The organism is Salegentibacter maritimus, from assembly GCF_016236975.1.
GTDB lineage: Bacteria > Bacteroidota > Bacteroidia > Flavobacteriales > Flavobacteriaceae > Salegentibacter > Salegentibacter maritimus.
The window spans coordinates 373902-386725 of sequence record NZ_JAEHNY010000001.1; the positions used below are offsets into that span (position 1 = coordinate 373902).

11 protein-coding genes are annotated in these 12824 nt (G+C 37.5%); 6 read left to right on the forward strand and 5 right to left on the reverse strand.

Annotated features, from left to right (window positions below; all coding sequences use genetic code 11):
- Positions 1-127 precede the first annotated feature (127 nt).
- The 4 genes from gcvP to I6U50_RS01805 all read left to right on the forward strand — a co-directional run bounded on the left by gcvP (position 128) and on the right by I6U50_RS01805 (position 5608).
- Positions 128-2974, forward strand: a complete 2847-nt coding sequence (gene gcvP / locus I6U50_RS01790) for an aminomethyl-transferring glycine dehydrogenase (protein ID WP_198637625.1) — start codon at positions 128-130, stop codon at positions 2972-2974.
- Between the two features lie 166 nt (positions 2975-3140).
- Positions 3141-4199 (forward strand): 3-oxoacyl-ACP synthase III family protein, encoded by a 1059-nt coding sequence (locus I6U50_RS01795; RefSeq protein ID WP_198637626.1) that lies wholly within the window; start codon positions 3141-3143, stop codon positions 4197-4199.
- Positions 4200-4721 (forward strand): class I SAM-dependent methyltransferase, encoded by a 522-nt coding sequence (locus I6U50_RS01800; protein WP_198637627.1) that lies wholly within the window; start codon positions 4200-4202, stop codon positions 4719-4721.
- 38 nt (positions 4722-4759) lie between these two features.
- Positions 4760-5608, forward strand: a complete 849-nt coding sequence (locus tag I6U50_RS01805; RefSeq protein WP_198637628.1) for a glycosyltransferase family 2 protein — start codon at positions 4760-4762, stop codon at positions 5606-5608.
- On the opposite strand, the gene pafA is transcribed toward I6U50_RS01805, so the two are convergent.
- Positions 5600-7258, reverse strand: a complete 1659-nt coding sequence (gene pafA / locus I6U50_RS01810) for an alkaline phosphatase PafA (protein WP_198637629.1) — start codon at positions 7256-7258, stop codon at positions 5600-5602. The genes I6U50_RS01805 and pafA overlap by 9 nt on opposite strands.
- 118 nt (positions 7259-7376) lie before the next feature.
- Here pafA and I6U50_RS01815 point away from each other — a divergent pair, with 118 nt between their 5' ends.
- Complete coding sequence (locus I6U50_RS01815) at positions 7377-8114, forward strand: MlaE family ABC transporter permease (protein ID WP_193710277.1); 738 nt, start codon at positions 7377-7379, stop codon at positions 8112-8114.
- Positions 8115-8879 carry an ABC transporter ATP-binding protein gene (locus tag I6U50_RS01820; protein WP_193710276.1) on the forward strand — a complete coding sequence of 255 codons (765 nt, stop codon included), beginning with the start codon at positions 8115-8117 and terminating at the stop codon, positions 8877-8879. It begins immediately after the preceding gene.
- Here the strand turns inward: I6U50_RS01820 and I6U50_RS01825 are convergent.
- From I6U50_RS01825 to I6U50_RS01840, 4 genes are all read right to left on the reverse strand, one after another.
- A complete protein-coding gene (locus I6U50_RS01825; protein WP_193710275.1) occupies positions 8876-10318 on the reverse strand; it encodes a DUF389 domain-containing protein in 1443 nt (480 codons plus the stop codon). The genes I6U50_RS01820 and I6U50_RS01825 overlap by 4 nt on opposite strands.
- 97 nt (positions 10319-10415) lie before the next feature.
- Positions 10416-11498 (reverse strand): mannose-1-phosphate guanylyltransferase, encoded by a 1083-nt coding sequence (locus I6U50_RS01830; RefSeq protein WP_198627422.1) that lies wholly within the window; start codon positions 11496-11498, stop codon positions 10416-10418.
- A 10-nt stretch (positions 11499-11508) separates the two neighbouring features.
- Positions 11509-12108, reverse strand: coding sequence for a SprT-like domain-containing protein (locus tag I6U50_RS01835; protein ID WP_198637630.1), 600 nt, complete (start codon positions 12106-12108; stop codon positions 11509-11511).
- Positions 12109-12111: 3 nt separating this feature from the next.
- Entirely contained in the window at positions 12112-12792 is a 681-nt protein-coding gene (locus tag I6U50_RS01840) for an SDR family NAD(P)-dependent oxidoreductase (RefSeq protein WP_198637631.1), read from the reverse strand.
- Positions 12793-12824 lie beyond the last annotated feature (32 nt).

Genomic DNA, 12824 nt, shown 5'->3' on the forward strand with positions numbered 1-12824 from the left:
CTAAATTAATCATTCTTCCTGCAACCAATAGTAGCCTCAAAAATCTTAACAAGTGTATACCGCTAATCATTAAAAAATTACGTAAAAAAATATGTACTTTTGCGGCACAAAACACAACTTTATTTTAATGAGAACAGATTCTTTTGCCCTACGCCATATTGGGCCCAGAGAAAGCAACCTCCAGGCAATGTTGGACACCATTGGTGTAGATTCGTTAGAACAGTTAATATACGAAACCATTCCCGATGATATTCGTTTAAAATCGGCCTTAAATTTACCTTCAGCACTTAGCGAAAACCAGTATGCCGAGCATATTGGAAAACTAGCTGCAAAAAATAAGGTTTTTAAGAGTTATATAGGTTTAGGTTACCATCAGGGTATCCTGCCTGCGGTAATTCAAAGAAATATCCTGGAAAACCCGGGTTGGTACACAGCTTATACGCCATACCAGGCAGAAATTGCCCAGGGTAGACTGGAAGCTTTATTAAATTTCCAAACTATGGTAAGCGATCTTACCGGAATGGAAATTGCCAACGCATCGTTATTAGACGAATCTACTGCAGCAGCAGAGGCCATGGGCTTATTATTCGCGGTGCGCGACCGTAAGCAAAAGAAAAATAATGCAAATAAATTCTTTGTTTCAGAACAAGCCTTGCCACAAACCATAGAACTTGTTCAAACACGTGCCAATTTTATGGGCATTGAGCTAGTGGTTGGCAATCATGAAGAATTTGACTTTAGCGATAAATTCTTTGGTGCATTAGTGCAGTATCCCGGCAAGCACGGGCAGGTATTCGACTATAGCGATTTCGTTTCAAAATGTAAAGATGCTGAAATAAAAGTAGCTGTTGCCGCTGATATTTTGAGCTTAGTTAAATTACAAGCTCCCGGAGAACTAGGTGTAGATGTAGTTGTTGGAACCACCCAGCGTTTTGGAATTCCATTAGGCTATGGTGGGCCGCACGCCGCTTACTTTGCTACTAAAGAAGCTTATAAAAGAAATCTTCCCGGAAGAATTATTGGGGTAACCAAAGATCTTGATGGGAACCACGCTTTAAGAATGGCGCTTCAAACCCGCGAGCAACATATTAAACGTGATCGTGCTACCTCCAATATTTGTACTGCACAGGTACTACTGGCAGTTATGGCAGGAATGTATGCCGTTTATCACGGGCCTGAAGGTCTAAAGTATATTGCCGATACCGTTCATTTTTCTACAGTAACTTTAGCTGAAGAACTTGAGAAAATGGGTGTTAAGCAACTTAACTCAGCTTATTTTGACACACTTAAGGTAAAAGCTGATGCTCAAAAGATTAAAGCAGAAGCCGAAAAGAACGAAATCAACTTCTATTATCCTGATGCTGAAACGGTTTGTATTTCTTTAAATGAAACTACAACCCAGGAAGACATCAATAATATTTTGAAGGTTTTCGCTACAGTTTTAGGTAAAGAATCTACTGAAATTGAAAACTTAAAAGAAGTATTGGCAATACCGGCAGCACTTCAAAGAAAAACAGAATTTCTAACGCATGAAGTTTTCAACCTTTATCATTCAGAAACTGAATTGATGCGTTATATCAAAAAACTGGAACGCAAAGACCTTTCATTAAACCAGTCTATGATTTCGCTTGGAAGCTGTACTATGAAATTAAACGCTGCTTCAGAAATGCTTCCGTTAAGCAATCCGCAATGGGGAAACATACACCCATTTGTACCTATAGAACAGGCGGAAGGCTATCAAATTGTTTTAAAAAGACTGGAAGATCAGCTAACTGAAATCACAGGATTTTCTGCCACCTCGCTTCAGCCCAATTCTGGTGCACAGGGAGAGTATGCAGGTTTAATGACCATTAGGGCTTACCACGAATCTAGAGGTGAAGGGCATAGAAATATATGTTTAATTCCATCTTCGGCACACGGTACCAACCCGGCCTCTGCAGTAATGGCCGGAATGAAAGTGGTTGTAACCAAAGCATCAGAAAATGGAAATATAGATGTAGACGATCTTCGGGAGAAAGCCATAAAACATAAAGACAACCTAGCTGCTTTAATGGTAACCTATCCATCTACCCACGGGGTTTTTGAATCGGCTATTAAAGAAATTACGCAAATTATTCATAATAATGGCGGGCAGGTTTATATGGATGGTGCCAATATGAATGCCCAGGTTGGCTTAACCAATCCCGGGGTAATTGGTGCCGATGTTTGCCACTTAAACTTGCATAAAACTTTTGCAATCCCACACGGTGGAGGTGGCCCGGGAGTTGGCCCTATTTGCGTAGCCGAACAATTAAAACCCTTTTTACCAGGAAACCCGGTTATTAAAACCGGTGGAGAAAATGCTATTGGAGCCATTTCTTCAGCACCCTGGGGCTCTTCTTTGGTATGCCTTATTTCTTACGGCTATATTACCATGTTGGGCAGTAAAGGACTTCAAAAAGCTACAGAATATGCTATCCTGAATGCCAACTATGTAAAAGAGCGTTTAAAAGAGCATTACAAAACTCTATATTCTGGAGAGCGTGGTCGTGCCGCTCACGAAATGATTTTGGATTGCCGTCCTTTTAAATCAAATGGCATAGAAGTGGTAGATATTGCCAAAAGGTTAATAGATTATGGGTTCCATGCCCCTACTGTTTCTTTCCCTGTGGCAGGAACTATGATGATAGAACCTACCGAAAGTGAAAGCAAAGCCGAACTCGACAGGTTTTGTGATGCTTTGATTTCTATTAGGCAGGAAATTGAGGAGTTGGATAGCGAAAAAGACAATGTACTTAAAAATGCCCCTCACACTATAAATATGTTAACTTCAGATGAGTGGAAATTCTCATATAGTAGAGAAAAAGCTGCTTATCCGTTAAGTTATGTGGCAGAAAATAAATTCTGGCCAAGTGTAAGACGTGTAGACGAGGCCTATGGAGATAGAAACTTAATGTGCACCTGCCCTCCTATAGAGGAATATATGGAAGCATAATTTTTTTAAATGCCTGAAAATTTATTGATCAGCTGTGCTGACATAATTTTCAGGCATTTTTTTATTAAGTGATTTTTATCACCAATAAGTTTATTTTTCCAATTTATTTAAAGCTCATTATATTTGTATTGAGTACATTCGGAGTCTAATCTTAACTAAAAGTCAGATGAACATTAAAATTACCGGCACAGGTAGTTATATTCCCAAAGTTATAACCGCAAATGCTGACTTTGAAAATCATGAATTTTTCAATCTTGACGGAACAGGTTTTCCACAGGATAACAAAACAACCATTGCCAAGTTTAAAGCTATTACGGGCATTGAAGAACGCCGTTATTTGGAGGAAAATTTAAATACCTCAGATATGGCAGTTATTGCTGCCCAAAAAGCTTTGGAGGATTCTGGAATAGATCCTGAAACGCTAGATTATATTATTGTGGCTCACAATTATGGAGATGTTAAACATCAAAGCATACAAAGTGACACCGTACCAAGCATAGCTACCAGGGTAAAATATCATTTACGTATTAAAAACCCAAAATGTGTAGCTTATGATATGCTTTTTGGCTGCCCGGGATGGATAGAGAGTCTTATCCAGGCACAGGCTTTTATTAAGGCCGGAATGGCAAAAAAATGCCTAATTATTGGTGCTGAAGCTTTATCTAGAGTAGTAGACCAACACGACCGCGACTCTATGATTTTTTCAGATGGTGCCGGTGCCGTGATTTTAGAAGAAACCGAAAAAGAAGGTGGAATCCTTGCTCACGAATCGGCTACTTATGCTTTTAATGAAGCTAATTACATCTATTTCGGAAAATCCAACCGTAGCGAAGCCCCTGAAGATCTGCGCTATATTAAAATGAATGGCCGAAAGATTTATGAATTTGCTTTAATGAATGTACCGGCCGCCATGAAAACCTGTTTGGAAAATAGTGGTAAAAGTATAGACGACTTAAAAAAGATTTTTATTCATCAGGCCAATGAGAAAATGGATGAAGCTATTATTAAGCGTTTTTATAAACTACACAAGTTAAAAGCTCCCGAAAGAGTAATGCCTATGACTATTCACGAGCTTGGTAATAGTAGCGTTGCTACAGTCCCCACACTTTATGATCTTGTAATTAAAAATAAAATTGCCCACCAACAACTTAATAAAGGTGATGTGGTAATGTTTGCCAGTGTGGGTGCCGGAATGAACGTGAATGCGATTGTTTACCAATATTAGATGTACGAAGAAAGCTTTCCCAACAAACGATATAAAGAAACTTTAGAGTTTTTAGAAACTAACGTTCCCGCTCCTGCTAAAATCCTTGATTTAGGGGTCAAAAATCCTTTTTCAGAAATTATGGAAAAGCATAACTATAAGGTTGAAAACACCAAGGGGGAAGATTTAGACCTAAATACCCGGGCGGTAGAAACTACGGCCTATCAGGTAGTAACTGCTTTTGAGATTTTTGAACACCTGGTTTCTCCTTACAATGTATTATCTAATATTAAGGCCGACAAATTAGTAGCCAGCGTTCCTCTTAAACTTTGGTTTTCCAATGCTTATCGCAGTAAAACCGATATGCGGGACAGGCATTTCCACGAGTTTGAAGATTGGCAATTTGATTGGCTTTTAGAAAAAGCCGGGTGGAAAATTATTAGTCGAAAAAAGTGGACCAACCCCGTTAATAAACTGGGGATAAGACCTATTTTAAGATATTTTACGCCAAGATATTACGCGGTTTATGCAGAACGCATTTAGGCGAAAATATTTCTTGCTAAAACTTTAAATTTTGTCTTTTGAAGATTTATATCATTATCCCCGCGTATAACGAAGCTCAATTTATTGGCAAAACTCTTCAGTCTTTAATAAACCAAAGTACACCGGCCAGTAAAATTGTGGTAGTAGATGATGGCTCTACTGATGAGACTCCCAAAATAGTTTCAGAATTTGATATAAAAAACCCGCAAATCTCGCTTGTAAACAATAATGCAATGGGCAAACATATGCCCGGCAGCAAAGTAGTAAATGCCTTTAACAAAGGGCTCCAAACTTTAGATAATGATTTTGACATTATTTGCAAGTTTGACGCCGATTTGATTTTTCCGGAAAACTATTTAGAAAGAATATGTTTTCATTTTAAGGAAAGCTCCAAAATTGGTATGGTTGGAGGCTTTTGCGAAATTCAGAAAAATGGAAAATGGGCACGCGAAAACCTAACCGGAAGCGACCATATTCGTGGTGCTTTAAAAGCTTACAGAAAAGCTTGTTTTAATAGTATTGGCGGCCTTAAACCTGCAATGGGATGGGATACAGCAGATGAATTACTTGCGCAATATCACGGTTGGGAGATAAAAACCGATGCAAAATTAAAGGTAAAACACCTTAAACCAACCGGCAAGGAATACACAAAAACTTCAAAATACAAACAGGGAGAAGCATTTTACAGTTTAAGATACGGCTTTGCTATTACCTTAATCGCTGCTGCCAAACTTGCCATTAAAAAGAAAGACTTTGGCTTTTTTCTAAACTGTATTAAAGGCTTCCTATATGCGCAAAATAAAAAACGACCCTATCTTGTAAATAAAGATGAAGGTCGTTTTATAAGAAATTTACGCTGGAAAAAAATGCAGGAAAAACTATTCTAGACTACCTGATTTTTTATCATCTAACATCATATACAATGGTTTTCCTGTATTTCCATTAGGAAAAGCTATACCTAACAAAGCAGAAACAGTTGGAGCAATATCTATTATTTCTGTACGCTCTGTTGTACTGCCCTGTTTTACTCCATTTCCATAGAAAATTAGCGGCGCGTGGGTGTCGTAATTTAAATCGCTACCATGAGTAGATCCAGTTCTTGAATATACAATGGTAGCAGGATCTAATACGTACATTATATCTCCACTTCTCTTTTGATTAAATCCATTTTGAATAGCTCTACCGGTACCTACAACAAAGCTACCACCGTTTATTAGCTGATCTCTAGTATATACTTTATCTATTTGGTCTAATTGAAGGATATAATGAGCTAATTTAGTCTGTAAAACTGAAGAGCTAATCTCCAATTCTTCCATTAATTCATAATTAAAGAATATTTGACTATTTGATACATTTTCTATAAGCTCCTCTTCCCCAAATTCCCTGTCAGCAAATTCTTTAAGCTCTTCTTCAAACTCATCAGACTCAAAGTATCCTGCCGGGATATTTACCGATTGCAAATAAGCAGGTACATCTACCCCACCGTGGTCTGCAGTTAAGAAAATCGTATAATTTCCTTCACCTACTTTAGCATCCAATTCTTTTAAAAGTTGGGCAATATTTTTGTCTAATCTAAGGTAAGTATCCTGAATTTCTTTAGAGTTCACCCCGAAGTTATGCCCTATCTTATCGGTACTTGAAAAGCTTAATGTAAGAAAATCGGTGTCCTCATCCTGCCCTAATTCTTCGGCTTCAACTGCGGCCAGGGCAAATTCCAGAGTAATATCGTTTCCATAAGCTGAATTTTCGATAATATCAAATCCGCCATTCTCATCACTCAATTCTGCCAGATCATAAGGGAAGGTAGCATCCTTTTTTCCTCTAAAACCTCCTTCAAAGTTATTTTTATCACTCCCGCTTTCTTTATAAGTATCAATATCATACAAGGTATTCCAGGGCTTTAAATAGGCTTCCACTTTATCGGAAGCGTTAAAATCTTTCACCCATTTTGGTAATTCATCCATATAAAATGAACTGGTAATCCACTTGCCCTCATCACCGCCATGAAACCAGTAAGCTGCGTTGGCAGTGTGCCCGGCAGGCAGAATAGAGCCGCGATCTTTAATAGAAACACCAATGGTTTTTCCTCGCATTTGGGTATGAAGCCTGTTCTCGTCGCTAACTGTGGTAGTTTTCATTCTATGTGGAGACATTTTACCGGCATTATCTTTAGTCCCAACCGGTTCTACAGTCTCATCTCCGGCACAATAAACAGACTCTTTTACAAATTTATCATACCATCCGTTCCCAATAATCCCGTGGTTCATTGGGCTGGTTCCTGTATAGACTGAAGCGTGACCGGGCCCGGTATAAGTAGGCACATAATTAAAATGGTTATTTTTAAAATTATAGCCTTCATTAATTAATTTCTTAAATCCATCTTCTCCAAACCGCTCCCAAAATCGGGTAAGGTAATCATAGCGCATTTGGTCTACCACAATCCCTACTACAAGCCTGGGCTTTTCCCCTTCTGTTTCCTGAGCAAAAGCCTGGAAACTAAACAATCCTATTAATACTAAAAATGCTAATCGCTTCATCTTATATATTTTTATTAGAAGTAGCCCAAAATTACTAAACTTATTGGGTCAAAGATTAATTCTACGTTAAATACTTTCGAGTAATTTTTTAGTATTTTAGCTTTACAAAAATTGCTTAATGAATTATCTACACTCCATTGGGGAATATTTTTTAATGCTGAAAGGAACTTTCCACCGAATGACTAAAACATCGGTTTTGAGAAGTTTGATCTTTAAAGAAATAGACGACCTCGTAATTGGATCAATGGGAATTGTTTCTTTTCTATCATTTTTTATTGGGGCTGTAGTGGCTTTGCAAACTGCCTTAAACTTAAACAATCCTTTAATTCCAAAATCCCTGGTAGCTTATGCTGCAAGGCAATCTATAATCCTGGAATTTGCACCTACCTTTATTTCTATTATTATGGCAGGTAAAGTAGGATCTTATATTACGTCAAGTATTGGGTCCATGAACGTAACCGAACAAATAGACGCCCTTGAGGTAATGGGTATAAACTCTTTAAATTACCTCATTTTCCCAAAGATTATAGCAATGCTATTTTATCCGTTCGTTATAGCAATCTCTATGTTTCTTGGCATTTTGGGCGCTTATACCGCAGCAGTTTTAGGAGGTTTCGTACCGCCTGATCTCTTTGTGCAGGGACTTCAGGAAGATTTTATTCCCTTTCATTTGGTGTATGCCTTTATTAAGACATTTTTATTTGCCTTTATTTTAGCAACTGTACCCGCTTACCATGGTTATTACATGAAAGGTGGGGCCTTAGAGGTTGGTGAAGCAAGTACCACTTCTTTTGTTTGGACGAGTGTGGTTATTATTATTACAAACTACGTTGTAACACAATTATTACTAAGTTAGATGATAAAAGTTGAAGATTTACATAAAGGCTTTGATGGTGAAGAAATTCTTAAAGGAATAGATTTTACCTTTGAAAGAAGTAAAACCAATCTTATTATTGGGCAATCGGGTTCTGGAAAAAGTGTACTTTTAAAATGCATGCTAGGCTTATTTACGCCTGAAAAAGGGGTGATAAAATATGATGGCAAACCCTACAATCAATTCACAGAAGACGAACGAAAAGACCTTAGTAAACAAATTGGAATGGTTTTCCAGGGAGGCGCTCTTTTTGACTCCATGACGGTTGAAGAAAATGTATTATTTCCATTAAGAATGTTTACCAAAAAGAAGAAAAAGGAAAACCTGGAACGGGTTAGGGAAGTTCTAGAACGGGTAAACCTTGATGGTAGTGAGAAAAAAATGCCTTCTGAAATTAGTGGTGGAATGCAAAAAAGGGTTTCCATTGCCCGGGCCATTGTAAACCGACCTAAATATTTATTTTGCGACGAACCCAACTCGGGGCTGGATCCTAAAACCGCTACTGTTATAGATAACCTTATTCAGGAAATTACGCATGAATATGATATTACCACAATTATCATTACCCACGATATGAATTCGGTACTCGAAATTGGAGAAAATATTGCTTTTCTAAAAGATGGCGTTTTAGCCTGGAAAGGAGACAAATCGCAAATCTTTAAAACCGATGATGAAACCGTAACAGATTTTGTTTATTCCTCTAACCTATTCCAAAAAGTAAGAAAAGCACAACAACAAGGGCTCTAATTAACAGATTTAACCTGTAGGGTATCGAGTTTCAATCTAACCTTTAGCCATTTTTCAAATCGGTCTTTCTGTTGAGACACCTCACTGGCTTTTATATTTTTCTTCCAACCTACTGTAAAAGTGGGAATAGTATCTGTCTTCGAGAAATTTGTGGTAATCAAATTAGAGTATCCCAACTCTTCTATTCCTTCATAATTTATTTTGGCTTCCTGGCTTAGATCGCTAAAAGAAAAAGAACTGCTACGGTATTTCGAAATTTCATTTTCTAAAATTGCTATTTTTTCATCTTTATCCTCTATTAGCTCCTGGTTTTTCATATACAAGTCTTCCAGGATCCCGCTTCTAACCTGCGTAGACAGCTCATCTATGGCCCCGGTAGGATCTGCTCCCTGATGTATAATTAGCTTCGTTTCCTTTAAAGCCTCAAAGTCTTTTAATTGTTTTTCCCAGGTGGTAATTGAAGTTTGCGGCACACGGTTCCCAATTAGATAAACTTCTATACTTTTTTCTTTATAATCGTAAGTGGCTTTAATGGTTTCTGTGCCTTCATACCTCATTACATTAGACACAAATTCTTTTGCTTTAGATTCAAAAAGCTGCTCCTGAAGCAGGAATACAAATAGAATCACACTGGGAATCATTACAATTACTGCAATGGTAGAAGCTATTTGGGCTGTTCTTTTTCTCCTTTTACTGTTTACATATTTTACCAAAGGAAAATCAAGCACCTTGGTTACCACAAAGGTAGAAAGCGCAATAAATACAGCGTTAATTGAAAATAGGTACAAAGCACCTCCGGCATAAGACCAGTTACCTATAGCCAAACCATAACCAACTGTACATAAAGGTGGCATAAGTGCAGTTGCTATTGCCACACCAAGAATCACACTGGCAATGGTACCTTTCTTTGTTTTTGCCACTATTAAAGCGAGACCACCAAAAATAGCTACCAATACATCTAAAATAGTGGGATAAGTTCTTGCAATAAGCTCAGGGGTTTCTTCTTTAACAGGCGAAATAAGAAAATAAACATAGGCGGTAAGCACACTTAAACCTACCATTAAACCCAGGTTAATAAAGGATTTTCTTAATGTAAGCACGTCATTAATGGCTACAGACATCCCTACACCAACAATAGGCCCCATTAAAGGAGAAATAAGCATCGCACCAATAACAACTGCTGTACTCCCCACATTAAGACCAACAGAAGCCACGAAAATAGAGAATATAAGAATCCAGGCATTATGCCCTTTAAAAGATATATCTTTCTTTACAGCTTCTACCGTAGATTCTCTATCGGTATCGTGCCTAATTTCCAGCAGCTCTCTTATAAGTGCCTTTATATTTTCCCAAATCCCTTTTGTTTTTGCTTCCAAGTTCCCAGACTCATCTTGAGTTTGGTGGGATATATTATTTTCTGGTTTTTGATTCTTATCCATAGAATTTACTCGATAAACGAGATTTAAATGCTACGAGCCTTAACTCGAAATTTATAGATTTCGCATGTGCAACCACCCGGGATTATTGTAGAGTGATCTATCCTAATTCTTCTCCAAATTGGTCAACTACCTTATCACGAATGGCTTTAATTTCCTGTATTCTATCTTTTGGAGTAATTAATAACACATTATCATTTTCTACCACTACAAAATCATGTAACTGGTCTAAAACTACAACTTTATTGTTTTTGGTTTTAATAATATTCCCGGTAGATTTTAATGGCAACAACCTACCGTTTACAATTGTATTCTGTTGCTTATCTTGTATCAACTCATCTTCAAGCGATCTCCAGGTTCCCAAATCATTCCATTTAAATTTCGCCGGAATCACATAAACGCTATCAGACTTTTCCATAATGGCGTAATCTATAGAGATACTCTGTGCCTTCTGATAGTTTTCAACTAAAAACTCCTGTTCTTTTTCCGTATTATACACCTCAACTCCTTTTTGGAAAAGTCTAAAAGTCTCGGGTTGATATTTCTGAAAGCTCTCAAGAATAAATTTAGCACTCCAGATAAAAATTCCTGCATTCCAAACGTAGTTCCCTTCCTCTAAAAAACTTTCTGCCTTTTTAAAAGAAGGCTTTTCTGTAAATCTTAGCACAGGCTTTAGCCCATCAGCATCATCTTTTTTATATTTAATATACCCATAACCGGTATTAGGGAAAGTAGGTTCAATTCCCAGTGTAATTAATTTATCTTCTGAAGCTACTATCTCAAAAGCCTCTTCAATATTTTCCTGAAACGCAAGGTCCCCCTGAATCCAGTGATCACTCGGTGCCACTAAGATTAAGGCGTCACTATTTTTCTTTTTAATTTTTAAAGCACCCAATAAAATACTTGGCGCCGTATTTCTCATACAGGGCTCTAATACAATTTGCTCATCCTTCACTTGAGGAAGCTGTTCTTTCACAATCTCTTTATAATCTTTATGCGTAAGGATTATAATATTTTCTGCCGGCATTAACTTTGCCAGTCTGTAAAAAGTAATTTGTATAAGCGTAGAACCTACACCCAAAATATCCTGAAATTGCTTGGGATATTGTGTAGTACTAACCGGCCAAAACCGGGAACCAATCCCGCCCGCCATTAAGATTGCGTAATGATTTGTGTTTTTCATAAAAGGGGAATTAATTTTTAAGCAGTTCTACTTCTGCATTTGGTTGAAACAAATAAACCTTTCCCGTATCAACCTCCAGACATTCGTAGCGTTTTATTTTCCGCTCTCCTTTTTTAAATGTTTTTCCGTTATAAATTCTAAAAATTCCCCCTACAGGAATTTCAAAAATATAGTTTTTATCGTTTTCAGGATCAAAAGTTTTAAGTGCCACCGATAATTTTGCATCGGTATCGCTGCTAGCTGTGGGATTTTTAAAATGCCGGGCAATTACCGGAAGTAATACCGAAGGAAAAATATCAGGCCTAATAAAAGGCAGCATTAATTCCTTAAAAGTATACTTCCATTCGCGACCGTGCGGCTTTATTTGCCTTCCAAATTTCTCAAAAGCCTGTAAATGTGCAATTTCATGAACCAAAGTGATTAAAAAGCGATATTCATTTAAATTGGCATTTACTGTAATTTGCTGTGTCCCATTAGGCATTCTTCGGTAATCTCCATGCCTGGTTTTACGTTCATTCACAATTTTTAGATGAACATTATTGTCCTTAATCATTTTAAAGATAGGAGAAACAGCTCGTTCCGGAATATATCTATTAAGGATTTCTCTCATTGGCTAAGGGGTACTATTTGAAACCTGAAGTATTTTACCATTATAGAATTTATGCCCGGTAAGACTAAAATTCGTAATATACTTGGCCATATCCTTTGCCGAAAGCGGAACTTCCAAACCGGGAAAGGCTTCCTCCAGCATCTCGGTTTGCACAGCCCCTAAAGCTAACACATTAAATGAAGGTCCTTTTTCTTTATACTCTTCAGCTAAGAGCTCAGTTAAGGTTATTACTGCAGCTTTACTGGAACTATAAGCTGAAAGGCCCGGGAATTTTACACTTCCCTGTATACCTCCCATAGTACTTATATTCACCACATGGGCATTTTTTTTCATAAAGGGCAATAGCTTTTGAGTTAAACCTATAACACCAAAGACATTAGTGCCATACACCTGCAGAAACTCTTCTGCTGAAATTTTTTCAAAATCCTTATTGACCAGGGCTCCGGCATTGTTTATTAATACATCAACCTGTTGCCATTCTGATTTTACAAAAGCTTCAACTTTATCTAGATCTTCGGGTTTTGAAATATCACAGGAAATAGCTGTAACCCCATCCAAATTTAATTCAGAAACCGGCTTGTCATTTCGTGAAAGCGCCAGTACTTTGTGCCCATTTTCGGCAAAAAGCTTCACCATCTCATAACCCATTCCGCGGCTGGTGCCTGTTATCACTATATGCTTCATTTGTATATAACTTTAATCACTATCCAGAATGA

What these genes read in the sequence shown, in the direction of transcription:
- gcvP (WP_198637625.1), top strand. Translation starts at nt 128, where the DNA reads ATGAGAACAGATTCTTTTGCCCTACGCCATATTGGGCCCAGAGAAAGC.
- I6U50_RS01795 (WP_198637626.1), top strand. Translation starts at nt 3,141, where the DNA reads ATGAACATTAAAATTACCGGCACAGGTAGTTATATTCCCAAAGTTATA.
- I6U50_RS01800 (WP_198637627.1), top strand. Translation starts at nt 4,200, where the DNA reads ATGTACGAAGAAAGCTTTCCCAACAAACGATATAAAGAAACTTTAGAG.
- pafA (WP_198637629.1), bottom strand. Translation starts at nt 7,258, where the DNA reads ATGAAGCGATTAGCATTTTTAGTATTAATAGGATTGTTTAGTTTCCAG.
- I6U50_RS01815 (WP_193710277.1), top strand. Translation starts at nt 7,377, where the DNA reads ATGAATTATCTACACTCCATTGGGGAATATTTTTTAATGCTGAAAGGA.
- I6U50_RS01820 (WP_193710276.1), top strand. Translation starts at nt 8,115, where the DNA reads ATGATAAAAGTTGAAGATTTACATAAAGGCTTTGATGGTGAAGAAATT.
- I6U50_RS01825 (WP_193710275.1), bottom strand. Translation starts at nt 10,318, where the DNA reads ATGGATAAGAATCAAAAACCAGAAAATAATATATCCCACCAAACTCAA.
- I6U50_RS01830 (WP_198627422.1), bottom strand. Translation starts at nt 11,498, where the DNA reads ATGAAAAACACAAATCATTACGCAATCTTAATGGCGGGCGGGATTGGT.
- I6U50_RS01835 (WP_198637630.1), bottom strand. Translation starts at nt 12,108, where the DNA reads ATGAGAGAAATCCTTAATAGATATATTCCGGAACGAGCTGTTTCTCCT.
- I6U50_RS01840 (WP_198637631.1), bottom strand. Translation starts at nt 12,792, where the DNA reads ATGAAGCATATAGTGATAACAGGCACCAGCCGCGGAATGGGTTATGAG.